7 protein-coding genes and 2 rRNA genes are annotated in these 16,956 nt (G+C 58.0%); 2 read left to right on the top strand and 7 right to left on the bottom strand.

Annotated features, from left to right (window positions below; genetic code table 11):
• The first annotated feature begins 121 nt into the window (after window positions 1-121).
• Window positions 122-466, top strand: a complete 345-nt coding sequence (locus JFU37_RS09220; RefSeq protein WP_008024653.1) for a cupin domain-containing protein — start codon at window positions 122-124, stop codon at window positions 464-466.
• Between the two features lie 164 nt (window positions 467-630).
• Here the strand turns inward: JFU37_RS09220 and mmsB are convergent, their stop codons facing one another.
• Both mmsB and JFU37_RS09230 read right to left on the bottom strand, forming a co-directional pair.
• Window positions 631-1,518 carry a 3-hydroxyisobutyrate dehydrogenase gene (gene mmsB, locus JFU37_RS09225; protein ID WP_201115004.1) on the bottom strand — a complete coding sequence of 296 codons (888 nt, stop codon included), beginning with the start codon at window positions 1,516-1,518 and terminating at the stop codon, window positions 631-633.
• A 10-nt stretch (window positions 1,519-1,528) separates the two neighbouring features.
• The gene (locus JFU37_RS09230; RefSeq protein WP_201115005.1) at window positions 1,529-3,055 is read right to left on the bottom strand and encodes a CoA-acylating methylmalonate-semialdehyde dehydrogenase; all 1,527 of its coding nucleotides are present in this window, start codon (window positions 3,053-3,055) and stop codon (window positions 1,529-1,531) included.
• A gap of 163 nt (window positions 3,056-3,218) precedes the next feature.
• Here JFU37_RS09230 and JFU37_RS09235 point away from each other — a divergent pair, with 163 nt between their 5' ends.
• Window positions 3,219-4,169, top strand: a complete 951-nt coding sequence (locus tag JFU37_RS09235; RefSeq protein ID WP_201115006.1) for a LysR family transcriptional regulator — start codon at window positions 3,219-3,221, stop codon at window positions 4,167-4,169.
• Here the strand turns inward: JFU37_RS09235 and recD are convergent, their stop codons facing one another.
• The 5 genes from recD to JFU37_RS09260 form a co-directional block, all read right to left on the bottom strand.
• Window positions 4,170-6,272, bottom strand: coding sequence for an exodeoxyribonuclease V subunit alpha (gene recD / locus JFU37_RS09240; RefSeq protein WP_201115007.1), 2,103 nt, complete (start codon window positions 6,270-6,272; stop codon window positions 4,170-4,172). It lies immediately after the preceding gene.
• Window positions 6,269-9,961 (bottom strand): exodeoxyribonuclease V subunit beta, encoded by a 3,693-nt coding sequence (gene recB, locus JFU37_RS09245; RefSeq protein ID WP_201115008.1) that lies wholly within the window; start codon window positions 9,959-9,961, stop codon window positions 6,269-6,271. The genes recD and recB overlap by 4 nt, the downstream gene beginning before the upstream one ends.
• Window positions 9,958-13,410: an exodeoxyribonuclease V subunit gamma gene (recC, locus tag JFU37_RS09250; protein WP_201115009.1), complete on the bottom strand. Its 3,453-nt coding sequence runs from the start codon at window positions 13,408-13,410 to the stop codon at window positions 9,958-9,960. The genes recB and recC overlap by 4 nt, the downstream gene beginning before the upstream one ends.
• 156 nt (window positions 13,411-13,566) lie before the next feature.
• Window positions 13,567-13,682, bottom strand: a 5S ribosomal RNA gene (gene rrf, locus JFU37_RS09255).
• Between the two features lie 175 nt (window positions 13,683-13,857).
• Window positions 13,858-16,749: ribosomal RNA gene (locus JFU37_RS09260) — 23S ribosomal RNA — on the bottom strand.
• Window positions 16,750-16,956: the final 207 nt, after the last annotated feature.

Consider the following 16,956-nt stretch of genomic DNA (forward strand, 5'->3'; position numbering starts at 1 on the left):
CTTGTGTGGATGGACGACGGTCGCTGCGTTTCTGGATACCTCAATGTCGAGCACAGACAACTGGAGCCGCACCAAGCCCTATAGGGTGCGACTTCAGTTCCCCCTAACGCTCGGAGTCATCATGTCCGCACCGATTACCGTTCTTCGCGACACTCACCCGCTGCCAGTGCTCGACGCCTGCAAATGGGAAAAACTCGAAGGTGACCCGCACACCGTCAACCTCAACGCCTACACCAGCGAAGACGGCAGCAAGATCATGGGCACGTGGATTTGCACGCCGGGCAAGTGGTATGTGGAGTACGTGAAGTGGGAATACTGCGATTTCCGCGAGGGCTACTGCATCATTACCCCAGAAGGCAAGGAACCGATCCATCTGCGCGCGGGTGATATTTTCGTCATCGAGCCGGGGATGAAAGGCACGTGGGAAGTGGTTGAAACCGTACGTAAGTATTTCGTGTTCGCCTGATACAAAAAACCGGGAGATCACCCGACGTGATCTCCCGGTAAATGTCGATGCGTATCTGTAGGAGCAGCCGGTCGACGCTCGATTGCTCGCGAAATACTCGAGAGCGACGCGGGGTGTCAGGTTCTACGCGTTATCGTTAACGACCATCGCGAGCAAGCTGGCTCCTACTGCGGTTTGCGATAGCTGTTGATGATCGCAGAGAAGTCGTTACCCCCTTCCCCACGCAGGCTCATCGCCTGATACAACTGCTGAGCCACCGCGCCGAGCACCACCGGCTGGTGCGCCTGACGTGCCGCTTCAGTCGCCAGCCCCAGGTCCTTGAGCATCAGCTCGGCACCGAAACCGCCGGTATAGCCGCGCGAGGCCGGCGCCGTTTCGACGATGCCCGGCCACGGGTTGTACATTTCCGAACTCCAGCAACGCCCGGTGGAGCTGTTGATAATCCCGGCCAGCACGCCCGTGTCGATGCCTAGGGCATCGCCCAGCGCCATGGCTTCGCTGACGCCGACCATGGAAATCCCCAGCAGCAGGTTGTTGCAGATCTTGGCGATTTGCCCGGTGCCGACTTCACCGCAATGAACGATGTTGCGGCCCATTTGTGCCAGCACTGGTTGCAGGGTGGCAAACAGTTCAGGGGTGGCACCGACCATAAACGTCAGGGTTCCCGCCGCTGCGCCCCCCGTACCGCCGGAGACAGGCGCATCGGCCACGGCCACGCCTTGCTTGGCAGCCGCCGCGGCAACATCACGGGCCGTCTGCGGATCGATGGTGCTGCAATCCACTGCCGGTACGCCTTGGGCGATGCCCGCCAGCACGCCATCTTCACCCAGCCAGACGCTGCGCACATGCACGGCGGCCGGCAGCATGGTGATCACCAGTTCTGCGCCCTGAGCCGCTTCACGGGCCGAAGCGCTGATGCTGCCGCCCAGTTGCTCCAGCTCCGCCAGAACGGTTTTGTTCAAATCCACCAGGCGCAACGAATGGCCGGCCTTGATCAGGTTACGCGCCATCGGCGCGCCCATGTTACCGAGGCCGATAAAAGCGATTTTCATGTCCGGCTCCTTAACGCAAGTTGATGGTGGTGTTCACACCGTCGTTGACGCTGTCGTCATCGAACCAACGAGTGGTGACCGTCTTGGTCTGAGTGTAGAACTGCACCACTTGCTTGCCATACGGACCGAGGTCGCCGAGTTTGGAACCACGCGAACCGGTGAAGCTGAAGAACGGGACCGGCACCGGAATCGGGATGTTGATGCCCACTTGACCGACGTCGATTTCGTTCTGGAATTTACGCGCTGCCGCACCGCTCTGGGTGAACAGGCCCGTGCCATTGCCGAACGGGTTGGCGTTGACCAGTGCGATGGCCTCGTCGAGCGTGTTGACTTCCAGCACCACCAGCACCGGGCCGAAGATTTCCTGGGTGTAGATTTGCATTTCAGTGGTGACACCGGAGAACAGCGTCGGGCCGACAAAGTTGCCCTGCTCGTAACCTGGAACCGTGATGTCGCGACCGTCCAGTTCCAGTTTGGCGCCTTCCTTGATGCCGCTTTCGATCAAATCCAGAATTCGCGCCTTGGCACGCTTGGAAATCACCGGCCCCACATCAGTGCCCGCCTCGCTGCCGGCATTCACCTTGAGTTTCTGCGCCAGCGCTTTCAGGTCCGGCAGCCATTGCTTGGCCGCGCCCACCAACACCACGACAGACGTGGCCATGCAGCGTTGACCCGCAGCACCGAAACCGGCACCGACCAGCGCATTCAGCGCTTGTTCGCGATTGGCATCCGGCAACACCACAGCGTGGTTCTTCGCGCCCATCATCGATTGCACGCGCTTGCCATGTTTGCCGGCCAGGTCGTAGACGTGTGTACCGACGGCGGTCGAACCGACGAACGAAACAGCCTTGATGTCCTTGTGGGTGCAGAGCGCGTCCACCACATCCTTGCCGCCGTGAACGACGTTAAGCACGCCCGCCGGAACGCCAGCCTCGATCGCCAGTTCCACCAGCAGCATGGTCGACAGTGGGTCCTGTTCGGACGGCTTGAGTACGAAGGTGTTGCCGCAGGCGATGGCCATCGGGAACATCCACAGCGGAATCATGGCCGGGAAGTTGAACGGCGTGATGCCGGCGCAGACGCCGATTGGCTGACGCAGGGTGTGGGTATCGACACCGCCAGCGACGTTTTCGGCGAACTCGCCCATTTGCAGCGTGCCGATGGAGCAGGCGTGCTCGACGACTTCCAGGCCACGGAAAATATCGCCTTCAGCGTCGGCAATGGTTTTGCCCTGCTCGTTGCTGAGCACCACGGCGATGCGCTTGGAGTGTTCGCGGATCAACGCCTGAAGCTTGAGCATGATGCGCATGCGCGCGCCGATCGGCGTCAGCTTCCAGGTCTGGAAGGCGCGATGGGCGGCACTGATGGCGGCGTCGACTTCGGCGGCCGTGGCAAACGGAACCTTGGCCAACACTTGCTGGGTGGCCGGGTTGACGATGTCGTGCCATTCGGTGGTCTGGGACTCGACCCACTCGCCGTCGATCAACAGCTTGACCTTGTGCAGCGTGGTTTCGTTTGGCGTGAGCGATACGTTCATGGTGGGTCTCCTGGACGTTGTTCTTATTGAGAGAGCTATCTTGGGAGCCAAGGCGAGACAGTCGCCTTGAGATGAGGCGTGTGTCGCGAATTGGTTGTCGGACTGTTTTTGGAGTATAGATGTGCAAACTTCTAATAAGAACGCACATAAAAGCCGGTCCATCATGCAAAAAAACATCACATCCTTAGGCTCGCTGAATTGGGATGACCTCAAGTTTTTCCTTGAAGTCGCTCGCACCCGCAAGGCCAGCACCGCGGCCAAGCGCCTGTCGGTCGACTACACCACCGTGTCGCGGCGCATCAGCTCGCTGGAAGCGTCATTGGGCACTTTGCTGTTCGAGAAATCCCGGACCAGCGGTTTCGTCCTGACCGCCGAGGGCCAACGTCTGCTGGGTTACGCCGAGTCAATTGAGAGCACGCTGCACATGGCCTGCGAGCAAGTTTCCGGCTCCGGCGTCGCGTTGTCTGGCCATGTGCGGATGGGCTGCACCGAAGGCTTCGGCAGTTTTTTCATCACCCCACAACTGAGCCATTTCGTCGACGCCTACCCGGCGATCTCGGTGGACATCCTGCCGCTGCCGCACTTCATCAGCCTGTCCAAGCGTGAGGCGGACATCGTCATCGCGCTGGAGCGCCCGGAGCATGGCCCGTACGTCTGCTGCAAACTCTGCGACTACCGATTGCAGCTGTACGCGACACAGGATTATCTGGACAAGCACCCACCCATCCGCCGCCCGGCAGACTTGGGTAAACATTCATTCATTAGTTATGTCGACGATTTGGCGTTCAGCTCGGAGCTGCTGTACCTGGCAAACGTGCTGCCTGGCGCCAGCGCCAATCTGCGCAGCACCAGCGTGATTGCGCAGTTCGTGGCAGCGCAGCAAGGGCGATCGCTGGCGATCCTGCCGTGCTTCCTGGCGGCGCAGGATCCACGGCTGCTGCCAGTGCTGCCGGAAGAGATCAACATCACCCGGCAGTTCTGGATGTACTGCCGCGAGGACCTGAGGAAGCTCAAGCGGATTACCCTGTTGTGGGATTACATCAGGGAGGTCACAGAGCTGAATCGCCCGTTGTTGCTGGGCGAAACGCGGGATCTTCGGTTTGCAGACTCATAGTCAATCACCTGACTTGATGCCCTCTTCCAACTCCAGCATTAACCCGCTCAAGCGCTTGACCTTGCGCCGCACCGCCTCTTCGAACACTCCGGCACGAGGTTCGATCAATGTGAACCAGTCCTTGGCCCGAGTAATCCCGGTATAGATCAACTCCTTGGTCAGCACCGGGTTCAAGGCGTCCGGCAGAATCAACGCGGTGTGGGCAAACTCCGAGCCCTGGGATTTATGCACGGTCATGGCATACACGGTTTCGACATCGTTGAGCCGGCTCGGGAGCACAAAACGCACGCCGCCCTGACCATCGTTGCGCGGAAACGCCACACGCAGCACCTGCTTGCCCGGACTGTCACGTTCCGGCAATTTGAGGGCAATGCCGATGTCGCCATTCATCAAACCCAGCCCATAGTCGTTGCGGGTCATCAGCACTGGCCGACCTTCGTACCACTGCTGATCGCTATCGATCAGCCGGGCCTTGAGCAACGCGCCGGTCACTCGCTGATTCAAGCCTTCCACACCCCAGGGCCCTTTGCGTACGGCGCACAACAACTGGAACGTGTCGAAGGCTTGCAACACCTGACGTGCCCAATCGGCCCAGCGCGAATCATCGAGCGTGCAGTCGAGCGGCGGCCGCTCGCGTCGCAGCAGGCCCAGGTAATGCCGATACCCTTGCGGCCCATCGCCATGACCTTCGAGCAGCAAGCGCTCCAGTGCCCGATCCTGCTCCCCCTTGAGGGACAGTGAAAACACATCGCCATGGCTTCGAGCCGCCAACAACTTGCGAGCCTCCTCGGGCTGTTGCTGGTTCACCCAGCGTGCCAGTTGGCCAATGCCGCTGCCTTCGCCAAACCGGCGCGAGTGGCGCAGCATCACGACTTGCTGGGCCAGTGGATGCGTGCCGTCGGTGTCTTCATGCAAACCACTGGAAACCAGGCTTTCTCCGCTGACCGACTCCAGCCACTGGCGAGTCTGCGGGCTGTACCAGCCGGCCTCGGCGTCGCGACACAGATCGCCCAGCACAGCGCCCGCTTCGACCGATGCCAATTGATCCTTGTCACCAAGCAGCACCAGACGGGCATGGGCCGGCATCGCGTCGAGAAGATTGGCCATCATTTCCAGATCGATCATCGAGGCTTCGTCCACCACCAGTACATCCAGCGGCAAGCGATTACCCGCGTGGTGACGAAAGTGCCGGGTACCAGGACGACTGCCGAGCAGACGGTGCACGGTGGTGACGTCAGACGGTATTTTGTCTCGTATGGCTTCAGTGACTTTGAGTGTCCGGACTTGCTGACTGATGGACTCCGTCAGCCGTGCTGCAGCTTTGCCGGTGGGCGCAGCAAGCCGTATGCGCAGCGGTTTGCCAGCCTCTACCGCCGGCGCCTGGAGCAACGCCAGCAAACGCACGACCGTGGTGGTCTTGCCGGTTCCCGGGCCTCCGGTGACGATACTGAAGGCGCTACGGGTCGCCAGGGCACAGGCGAGTTTCTGCCAGTCAATTACTTCGCCGGGTTTGGCTGGGCCGAACAAACCGGTCAGGCGCTGGGGCAAATCAGTGGGGGCTGTTTCGTGCTCCGCCAGGCGCTGGCGCAGCGAGTTGTCGATGCGCCGTTCGTAAGCCCAGTAACGGCGCAGGTACAGGCGCTTGCCCGATAACACCAAGGGCCGGTGCTGCGCCGCATCACGACTGTCGGCCGCCAAAGCGACCAGGCTGCTGCTGGCCAATACCTTGCACCAATGAGCGCCCTCCAGCGCTTCAAGCAATTGCGATGGCAGCAGCATCGCGCCGCTTTGCACATCACCTTCAGGTGGTAACGACAGGGCGAAGTCCGGCGCTTTCAACGTTTCGAACAAATCCAGGCAGACGTGGCCGTGACCCAGTTGGTGACTGGTCAATGCCGCCGCCAGCAGCACCAGCGGATCATCGTCAGGGGCGAGTTCATGAAGAAAGGCAACGAAGGCTTTGTCCAGCGACCGAAGCCAACCGCGCTCGACCCATCGCGTGAGTAATATCAACAAGTCATCGGCGCGACTCAACGGAGTCAGGTCCGCCAGGCTTTCGCTCGCCAAAGGCGTGGGCAGCAAATCGGCGAAGGTGCGACTCATAGCAGTACTCCCTGTTCCCAGACGGGTTCAACCTTGGGTTCTGGCTTGCCTTGGAACAACCGGTCCAGACGTTCGATCAGCTCTTTTGGAGGTCGGACGAAATACACACCCTGGCTGGGTGCGCGCGTACCACGCAGAAACAGGTACATCGCCCCCCCGACATGCCGGTCGTAATCGTAATCGACCAATCGCGCCTTGAGCTGTCGATGCAGGGCCAACAGGTACAGCACGTATTGCAGGTCGTAACGGTTGTCGAGTATCGACTGTTCCATGGCCTGCTCGGTGTAGGCCGCATCGTCAACGCCCAGCCAGTTGGATTTGTAGTCAGCGACGTAATAGCGACCGTCGTGTTCGAACGTCAGGTCGATAAAGCCCTTGAACATGCCATTGAGCAAGACCGGCTCTGCAGACACCCGGGCCACGCCGTTGTGGGTGTATTGGCGCACCAGTTCATCGAGCTTAAGGACATCAACTTTGTGGCTGGCGAACCAGAACTCCATCTCGACCCGGCATTGGGTCAACTGCTCGAACACCACGGGCGTGTGCTCTGCGCCGATGTGCAACGGGGATTTGAGCAGATGCTGCAGCCATTCGCTCAACGTGGTGATCCAGCCTTCCCAGCCGCGGCGATTGCAGCGCCGGCCAACGGCGTCTTCGACGGCTTTCGGCGTAACGGCAAAACCTTCGTTACCGGCCCATTCAAGCAAGCCGTGAAGGAAGGTCCCAGGGTTCGGGCCACGAGGGAATCGATGGATATCCGCACCGCCTGCCAGTACTTCTCGTGGCGCTTGCGGGTCGAGGCGTTCGTCATCAAAGAGCTTTTGCGCTTGCGGGCTTTCAGGGGCTTCATCGGTACTCACACTCAGACGGTCACCGATGCGCAAGGCACTGTAAGAGGCAATCCACCAGTTTTCACTGGCCTTGCGTTTGGGGACCAGCGGAGCCAGCAAGGCGGCTTCGTTACGCGGCGGATGATAATCCTCGGCGCTCGCTTCAGGCATTTCACTGCAGTTCAGCGCTGGACAGTCCTGCTGCAGGTCCTCCAGCCAACGCTTCAAACCAGCCGACTCGGCCAATGCAGCGCCGCCGCCGAGCAAATAACCCAATGCTGACAAATGCAGCACCGAGCTGTTGTTACTACCGCGCTTGAGGTCTGTCACTCCGAGCCAACAAGCGTGTTGTGCTCGGGTCAGCGCCACATATAACAAGCGCAGGTCCTCGGCCAGACGCTCATCGTCAGCCAGGGTGATCAACTCGGCCGTCGGCTTCAACGTCACTTGGGCTTTGCCGGTGGAATCGTGGTAATGCAACGGCAGTCGGCTGCCATCTACCGGCTTCGCCGAGCAGATGAAGGGCAGAAACACCAAGGGATACTCAAGCCCCTTGGACTTGTGAATGGTCACGACTTTGACCAGTTGCTCGTCGCTCTCCAGACGCAGGATCTGCTCTTCGCCTGCCTGACCGGACAGCGCCAGATGCTCGGACAAATGTCGGATCAGCGCCTGCTCGCCATCGAGTTCGGCAGACGCCTGTTGCAGCAATTCGGACAGGTGCAGCAGGTTGGTCAACACCCGCTCGCCATCGCTACGCGCGATCAATGCCTGGGGTAGCTGAAAGTCATGCAGAAGGCGTCGCAGCATCGGCAATACGCCCTGCTTGCGCCACAGTTCGCGGTAACCGCGGAACTGCATGACCCGCGCTTCCCAGGCCAACTCGTCCTGATTCAGCTGTTCCAGTTCAGTCAGCGACAGGTTCAACGTGATACAGGCCAACGCGGCGCGCAGCGGACGCTCGACATCCGGCTCGGCACAGGCTTTCAGCCAGGTCAGCACATCGTGGGCTTCCTGGGCGGCGAACACTGAGTCCTTGTCCGACAAATAAACGCTACGCACGCCGCGAGCAGACAGTTCGCCCCGCACGGCCTGCGCCTCTTTGCCATCGCGTACGAGGATGGCGATATCCGAGGGCAACAGCCCCCTGAAATCTTTGCCGTCCTGTATGAAACCTGCCCGACCTTGTTGCCCACCGTTAAGCAACGCCGTGATTTCACTGGCGCAGCTGGCGGCCAATTGTTGTCGGTACACCGCGCCGGACAATGGCTGCTCGGCGGACAGATGCCAGACGTTCAGCGCAGGCACAACCTGACCAGCAATGTGCAGGGCTTCTTTGCGTCCCTGGGAGGCGACGGGCAGAAACGGTACCGGGTTCTCGCCATTCTTTTCGCGAAACAGGAATGCGCCACGCCCCACCGCACGAGCCTCGGCACGCTCGAAAACATGGTTCACCGCATTGACCATGCCATGACTGGAACGGAAGTTGGTGCCCAGGGTATGTAGACGGCCAGCGGTCGCCTGTCGGGCGCGCAGGTAGGTATAGATGTCGGCGCCGCGAAAGGCGTAAATCGCTTGTTTCGGATCACCGATCAGGAACAGACCACCCTCGGTATTGTTGTCTTCGATGCGATAAATGCTCTCGAAGATCCGGTACTGCACCGGATCGGTGTCCTGGAACTCATCGATCAGCGCGACCGGAAATTGCTCGCGGATCAGGGTTGCCAGACGCTCACCGCCATCGGCCTGTAGCGCTGCATCGAGGCGCAGCAGCATGTCATCGAAGCCCATTTCTGCGCGGCGACGTTTTTCCTCTTCGAACCGCGCCCCCACCCAATGGGCAGCGTGTTGCAGCACCGCAGCATCAGGTGTCGGCAATTCATCGAGACTCGCCTTGAGGCCGGGCATCGCGTCCAATCCTGGATGATTCGGGACCTCGCCCTTCTTCCAGGCTTCAGCCATGCCATCGGGGGTCAGGCGAGTGAAGCCAGTACCGATATCCAGTTGTTCGAGGGATTCGTCCTCGGCCCAGGCTTTTATTTTTTCGAACCAGGGCTCGAAATAGCGCGCCTGCATCTTGCGACCGTCGACGCTCTTGCTCGCAACTCCCTCGTGACAGATGGCAAGCAGCTCATCCGCCCACTGACGCCAAGGCATCTTGAGCTCAAGCAACGCCGCGCGTCGCTCCAGCAGACACTCAGTGATCAGCTCAGCGGGTTCTTTGCCTTCGCCGCTATCCCGTTCACTGGCGAACAAACCCCGTATTCGTGGTAGCAGGGCGGCCGGGCCGCCCCAATTGCCGCGCACCCAGTTCAGCGCATCGCCTTGCATCGGATAACAAAACAATCGCCAGTAATCGCGCAGGACCTCACCCAGTAAATCACTGTGATCGGTTTCCAGGGTTTGAGTAAACAGACTGCCACTGTCGAACGCGTGCTCGCGCAACATGCGCTGACACCAACTGTGGATGGTCGAGACGGCGGCTTCGTCCATCCACTGTGCCGCGATGTCCAGTCGATTTGCACAACCGGACCATTGCTCCGGAAGGTACTGCTCCCGAAGTTCGGCAATCAGGCCATCGGGCGCCGACGTTTCATCTCGAAAAAACCGTGCCGCCTCGGCCAAACGTGTACGGATACGTTCGCGCAGCTCCTTGGTCGCCGCATCGGTAAACGTCACGACGAGGATCTGCGGCGGTAACAGCTCGCGTCCGAAACCGCTCGACTCGCCGCCGTGCCCCAGGACCAGACGCAGATAAAGCGCGGAGATGGTGAAGGTCTTGCCGGTCCCGGCACTTGCTTCGATCAGTTGGCTGCCGCGCAGCGGGAATGCCAGCGCCAGAGGTGCTTTCGTGGTCATGGGCGCGCCTCCTCGCTGGTCAATGAACGCCAAGGGGCTTCAAGCAGCGGACGATACAATGCGTCGCACCAGCCGGGGAACGTCTCATCCGCAACCAGAGTGTCGTAGTCGGCGAACTGCCGTGCGAGTGCCGTGCTTTCACGACGTTCACCCTCCGTATTCACGCCATCGCCTTCATAGGCTTTACGGGCGGCCGCTTCGGCTTTGACCGGATCGGTTTGGCCAAGCCACGCGAACGCTGTTTTCACGGCAATCGGCAGTGGTTGGCGCATGCCCGTTTGCCAGGCCATTAACAGGTCACCCAGAATCCGCAGCGCTGCCCCCTCCTCAATCGGACCGAGCAGCAGACTGTCGTCACTGGCAACCAATGCGGTGGTCATCGCCATACCGCTGGCGCAGGCCACCAGATGATTGACCCAGGGCCGCGTCAGGCGATGCCATTTACGAGACTTGATCGAGCCGATGCTGTTCGGGATGGTAGTGACCGATAACAAACGGCCATCAGCTCGTTGATGCAGACCACTGAGCCAACCTTCCAGCTGCAGCCCCTGCAATTCCAGGTTCACTGGCAGCGCACTGGTGAGCGGTGTTGGCCATAACGCCAAGAGCTGCTGATAGCGATGCAGCAGATCTGGCAGCGGTTCAATCAACTCTCGCTGAAGGCATTCACCAAAACCGGCCATCGGTAGCAACCCGCTGTGTTGCAGGCGTTTTGCCTGTGCCTCCAGTGCCTGATCGATGTCATCCAGACTTCCCAGCGCAGCTCCAAGCAGACTGTCGCTGAGGCTATAGCGCTGCAACGCGTCGAGTACGAATGGCTCTTCATCAGCCAACGGCGCCTCAGCCACTTCGAAGAACACCTTCAGCCGCTGGCTGAAGAAATGTCGAACCGGATTACGCAGAAAATCCTGCAGTTGACCGAGACTGAGCGGCTCGTCCTGGACGTAGGGAACGAGGCGCTCGGTATCAGTCGTTTGCTCAGCGGTTTGATGGAGTACTTGCCACTCATTGGCGTAGCTGAACAAGGCATCGGCTTCATGGAAGTAGCGGGCGCTAAATGGCTGCAGCGGGTGTTCCTGAGTCATGGCCTCCAGTAAATCTTCGTCGACGTCGTGCAATCGCCAGCCGCTGGCGAGGTGGTCACGCAATTGACCGATCAATACCGATGCAGGACGCTCGCTGTTGTCGCGAATGCTACGACCGACCCAGCTGATATAGAGCTGGTCGCGAGCCGACAATAGGGCTTCCAACAGCAGGTAGCGGTCATCTTCGCGTCGCGAGCGATCACCAGGGCGGTAATCACTGCCCATGAGATCGAAGTCCAAAGGTGGTTGCGCGCGCGGGTAATCGCCGTCATTCATACCGAGCAGGCAGACCAGTTTGAAAGGGATCGCACGCATGGGCATCAGGGTGCAGAAATTCACCGCTCCAGCCAGGAAACGCTGGGACAGTCGGCCTTGATCAAGACCGGCCAGCCAAGCCTCACGGACCACCGTCAACGACAATTCTTCCTGCAGGCTTACTGACTCACAGGTCTCAAGCCAGGTTTCGCGTAACGCTTCGAGTTGAGCCAGCAAGTAGTCGTCGTGCTCGTTACTGGCCTGGAAGAACAACTGCACCAACGCTTGCAATCGCAAGCTCCATTGCTTGGGTGGCGCAGGTCGAGCGAGTTCTTTATGAGCAATCTCAAGAGCGTTGAGCAGTGCGACCAAAGGACCTATCAGCGCAGCGTCCAGTCCCCCGATCTCGTCGTAGGGCTCGATACCTTCGCAAGCACCCGCGCTACCTACCGCATAACCGAGCAGCATCCTTCGCAGACCGAAACGCCAACTGTTTTGCTCCAGTGCCTCAGGCAGCCCGAGGCCTTCGCGCTGCTCCGCGTTCATACCCCAGCGAATGCCAGCGCCTTCGATCCAGCGGTGCAGTGTCGGTAGATCTCGCTCCTCAACACCAAACCTGGCACGTAGTGCGGGAACGTCCAGCAGGTCGAGGATTTCGCTGACGGGGAAACGACTGTCAGGCAACTTGAGCAGATGTTCGACAGCGATCAGAAGCGGGTCACGGCCGCGCTGGCCCTGGTCTGCGAGCGTGAAGGGAATGAATCGCGGGTCATGACGCTCCAGCTGGCCAAATACCGCACGAATATGCGGTGCATAACTGTCGATGTCCGGGACCATCACGATGATGTCGCGAGGTCTTAGGTCTGGATTAGCGCTGAAGCGTGCGAGCAATTGATCGTGGAGCACCTCCACTTCGCGCTGAGCGCTGTGGACGATGTGAAAACGGATCGATTCGTCACGCTTCAAATCGACAGCCGGCCAGCGCTCGCGTGTTTCATTCAGGGGACGCAATTCAAGAATGTCGTCCTGCAGTTGGTTGAGCATGTTCTGTGGCTGGCTGTCGCTGAACAAGTCTATGCGCCCGTCACGAAATGCCGAGCGATAGCTGTTGGGATCGTCGTAGCTGTCGAGCAGATTGATGTAGTCGCGCCCTTGCTTACCCCAAGCCGCCAAGAGCGGATGGGCGTGCTGATGGAGGGTCTGCGGATCAAGTGCAGCGGGCATGCCGCTCTTGCGGGCCTGGCGTTTGTATTGATGTCGCAGCAGGTCTTTATCGGCGACGATGTCCGCCCAGTGGTGACGACACGGGTTATGGACACAAAGCAAAACCTGGCTGAATCGGGCCAGTCCGGCGAGTGCTTCCAGGGCTTGAGCCGGCAGAGAAGAAATACCGAAAACGATCACCCTTGAAGGCAACCCCTTGGGCGCCACGTCGAGGCTATTGATGCGTTCGATAAACCGCTGGTGGACGCCGGCACGGCTCTGCGCCATGCCTTGCTCCCCCACGTCCAGCAACAGCGCCCGCCACAACTCTGCCTGCCAGCAGTTCGCAGGGGTCAGGGGCTTTGTTTCGCCTCTGCCATTGCGTAACTGATGACGACCGTCTGCCCAGTCTTCTAGCCAGTCAGCCCGATACACCTGATATTGGTCGAACAAATCCGCCAGTCGCTCAGCCAACTGATAGCGTTTGCGCAAATCACTGTCGTTGGTAAGGAAGCGTTGCAGAGGTTCGAAGTGCGGTTGATTGATCAACTGAGGAAGCAGACGCATCAGACGCCAGGTCAGCGGAGCTTTATCGAGCAAGGATTTGACCGGAATCTCATCACGTCCAAGCACCATGCGATAGAGCTGCCACATGAAACTGCCCGGTAACTGCACGTCGATGGCGGCGGCTATTCCGCAGCCGCCCATGTCGTCATCCCCTGGGTCTTCAGCCAGCGCCAGTTTCAGCCATTGAGCGATACCATTGCTCTGCACCAGCGCAATTTCATTTTCCAATGGAGCCAACGGGTAGCGCCGCATCCAGCTGATTACCAGGCTGCGCAACTCGTCCAGGCGATTGCCATGAACCACCATAAAACCAGCACTGAGGGACGTCGCGTCCGGCATAAAGGCTTCCTTGGAAAAATACAAAAGCTAGGGCCGAACCTTAGCATTGTCGGGAGACCGTGACAGCGGAGAGGCGTCCGGTATTGCTGTACGAACTTTCCTGCGGGCAAAACAAAACCCCTACCTGCATACGCAGATAGGGGTTTCGGAATTTAATCTTGACGATGACCTACTCTCACATGGGGAAACCCCACACTACCATCGGCGATGCATCGTTTCACTGCTGAGTTCGGGATGGGATCAGGTGGTTCCAATGCTCTATGGTCGTCAAGAAATTCGGGAGCCAGGTCGTTTTCTCTTGCGAGATCACGCTCCAGCGAATGGGTATGTGATAGATCTCGGTGTTTTGTGAGCAGCTCGAACTTTCGGTTCGTTTCGTCTTCACACACCGCAATCTGGTGCTCTTTCGCTTTTCAGCTCGAAGCCTGCAAATTGCTTGGGTGTTATATGGTCAAGCCTCACGGGCAATTAGTATTGGTTAGCTCAACGCCTCACAGCGCTTACACACCCAACCTATCAACGTCGTAGTCTTCGACGGCCCTTCAGGGGACTCAAGGTCCCAGTGAGATCTCATCTTGAGGCTAGTTTCCCGCTTAGATGCTTTCAGCGGTTATCTATTCCGAACATAGCTACCCGGCAATGCCACTGGCGTGACAACCGGAACACCAGAGGTTCGTCCACTCCGGTCCTCTCGTACTAGGAGCAGCCCCTCTCAAATCTCAAACGTCCACGGCAGATAGGGACCGAACTGTCTCACGACGTTCTAAACCCAGCTCGCGTACCACTTTAAATGGCGAACAGCCATACCCTTGGGACCGGCTTCAGCCCCAGGATGTGATGAGCCGACATCGAGGTGCCAAACACCGCCGTCGATATGAACTCTTGGGCGGTATCAGCCTGTTATCCCCGGAGTACCTTTTATCCGTTGAGCGATGGCCCTTCCATACAGAACCACCGGATCACTAAGACCTACTTTCGTACCTGCTCGACGTGTCTGTCTCGCAGTCAAGCGCGCTTTTGCCTTTATACTCTACGACCGATTTCCGACCGGTCTGAGCGCACCTTCGTACTCCTCCGTTACTCTTTAGGAGGAGACCGCCCCAGTCAAACTACCCACCATACACTGTCCTCGATCCGGATAACGGACCTGAGTTAGAACCTCAAAGTTGCCAGGGTGGTATTTCAAGGTTGGCTCCACGCGAACTGGCGTCCACGCTTCAAAGCCTCCCACCTATCCTACACAAGCAAATTCAAAGTCCAGTGCAAAGCTATAGTAAAGGTTCACGGGGTCTTTCCGTCTAGCCGCGGATACACTGCATCTTCACAGCGATTTCAATTTCACTGAGTCTCGGGTGGAGACAGCGCCGCCATCGTTACGCCATTCGTGCAGGTCGGAACTTACCCGACAAGGAATTTCGCTACCTTAGGACCGTTATAGTTACGGCCGCCGTTTACCGGGGCTTCGATCAAGAGCTTCGCGTTAGCTAACCCCATCAATTAACCTTCCGGCACCGGGCAGGCGTCACACCCTATACGTCCACTTTCGTGTTTGCAGAGTGCTGTGTTTTTAATAAACAGTCGCAGCGGCCTGGTATCTTCGACCGGCATGGGCTTACGCAGTAAATGCTTCACCCTCACCGGCGCACCTTCTCCCGAAGTTACGGTGCCATTTTGCCTAGTTCCTTCACCCGAGTTCTCTCAAGCGCCTTGGTATTCTCTACCCAACCACCTGTGTCGGTTTGGGGTACGGTTCCTGGTTACCTGAAGCTTAGAAGCTTTTCTTGGAAGCATGGCATCAACCACTTCGTCACCCAAAGGGTAACTCGTCATCAGCTCTCGGCCTTAGACTCCCGGATTTACCTAAGAGTCCAGCCTACCACCTTAAACTTGGACAACCAACGCCAAGCTGGCCTAGCCTTCTCCGTCCCTCCATCGCAATAACCAGAAGTACAGGAATATTAACCTGTTTTCCATCGACTACGCTTTTCAGCCTCGCCTTAGGGACCGACTAACCCTGCGTCGATTAACGTTGCGCAGGAAACCTTGGTCTTTCGGCGTGGGTGTTTTTCACACCCATTGTCGTTACTCATGTCAGCATTCGCACTTCTGATACCTCCAGCAAGCTTCTCAACTCACCTTCACAGGCTTACAGAACGCTCCTCTACCGCATCACCTAAGTGATACCCGTAGCTTCGGTGTATGGTTTGAGCCCCGTTACATCTTCCGCGCAGGCCGACTCGACTAGTGAGCTATTACGCTTTCTTTAAAGGGTGGCTGCTTCTAAGCCAACCTCCTAGCTGTCTAAGCCTTCCCACATCGTTTCCCACTTAACCATAACTTTGGGACCTTAGCTGACGGTCTGGGTTGTTTCCCTTTTCACGACGGACGTTAGCACCCGCCGTGTGTCTCCCATGCTCGGCACTTGTAGGTATTCGGAGTTTGCATCGGTTTGGTAAGTCGGGATGACCCCCTAGCCGAAACAGTGCTCTACCCCCTACAGTGATACATGAGGCGCTACCTAAATAGCTTTCGAGGAGAACCAGCTATCTCCGAGCTTGATTAGCCTTTCACTCCGATCCACAGGTCATCCGCTAACTTTTCAACGGTAGTCGGTTCGGTCCTCCAGTTAGTGTTACCCAACCTTCAACCTGCCCATGGATAGATCGCCCGGTTTCGGGTCTATTCCCAGCGACTAGACGCCCTATTAAGACTCGCTTTCGCTACGCCTCCCCTATTCGGTTAAGCTCGCCACTGAAAATAAGTCGCTGACCCATTATACAAAAGGTACGCAGTCACCCAACAAAGTGGGCTCCCACTGCTTGTACGCATACGGTTTCAGGATCTATTTCACTCCCCTCTCCGGGGTTCTTTTCGCCTTTCCCTCACGGTACTAGTTCACTATCGGTCAGTCAGTAGTATTTAGCCTTGGAGGATGGTCCCCCCATATTCAGACAAAGTTTCTCGTGCTCCGTCCTACTCGATTTCATGACTAAGAGATTTTCGCGTACAGGGCTATCACCCACTATGGCCGCACTTTCCAGAGCGTTCCGCTAATCTCAAAGCCACTTAAGGGCTAGTCCCCGTTCGCTCGCCACTACTAAGGGAATCTCGGTTGATTTCTTTTCCTCAGGGTACTTAGATGTTTCAGTTCCCCTGGTTCGCTTCTTAAGCCTATGTATTCAGCTTAAGATACCTAACTTATGTTAGGTGGGTTCCCCCATTCAGACATCTCCGGATCAAAGTCTGTTTGCCGACTCCCCGAAGCTTTTCGCAGGCTACCACGTCTTTCATCGCCTCTGACTGCCAAGGCATCCACCGTATGCGCTTCTTCACTTGACCATATAACCCCAAGCAATCTGGTTATACTGTGAAGACGACATTCGCCGAAAATTCGCAATTACTCACAAATTTTACCTTAGCCTGATCCGTTACCAGTGAAAGTAACGTTCAGTCTATCTTTCTATCACATACCCAAATTTTTAAAGAACGATCTAATCTTAAAGATCAGAAATCAACATTCACCATCGTCACGATGGAATGCTCATT

The sequence above is a fragment of the Pseudomonas sp. TH41 genome (genome assembly GCF_016650695.1).
Taxonomy (GTDB): domain Bacteria; phylum Pseudomonadota; class Gammaproteobacteria; order Pseudomonadales; family Pseudomonadaceae; genus Aquipseudomonas.

What these genes read in the sequence shown, in the direction of transcription:
- JFU37_RS09220 (WP_008024653.1), top strand. Translation starts at nt 122, where the DNA reads ATGTCCGCACCGATTACCGTTCTTCGCGACACTCACCCGCTGCCAGTG.
- mmsB (WP_201115004.1), bottom strand. Translation starts at nt 1,518, where the DNA reads ATGAAAATCGCTTTTATCGGCCTCGGTAACATGGGCGCGCCGATGGCG.
- JFU37_RS09230 (WP_201115005.1), bottom strand. Translation starts at nt 3,055, where the DNA reads ATGAACGTATCGCTCACGCCAAACGAAACCACGCTGCACAAGGTCAAG.
- JFU37_RS09235 (WP_201115006.1), top strand. Translation starts at nt 3,219, where the DNA reads ATGCAAAAAAACATCACATCCTTAGGCTCGCTGAATTGGGATGACCTC.
- recD (WP_201115007.1), bottom strand. Translation starts at nt 6,272, where the DNA reads ATGAGTCGCACCTTCGCCGATTTGCTGCCCACGCCTTTGGCGAGCGAA.
- recB (WP_201115008.1), bottom strand. Translation starts at nt 9,961, where the DNA reads ATGACCACGAAAGCACCTCTGGCGCTGGCATTCCCGCTGCGCGGCAGC.
- recC (WP_201115009.1), bottom strand. Translation starts at nt 13,410, where the DNA reads ATGCCGGACGCGACGTCCCTCAGTGCTGGTTTTATGGTGGTTCATGGC.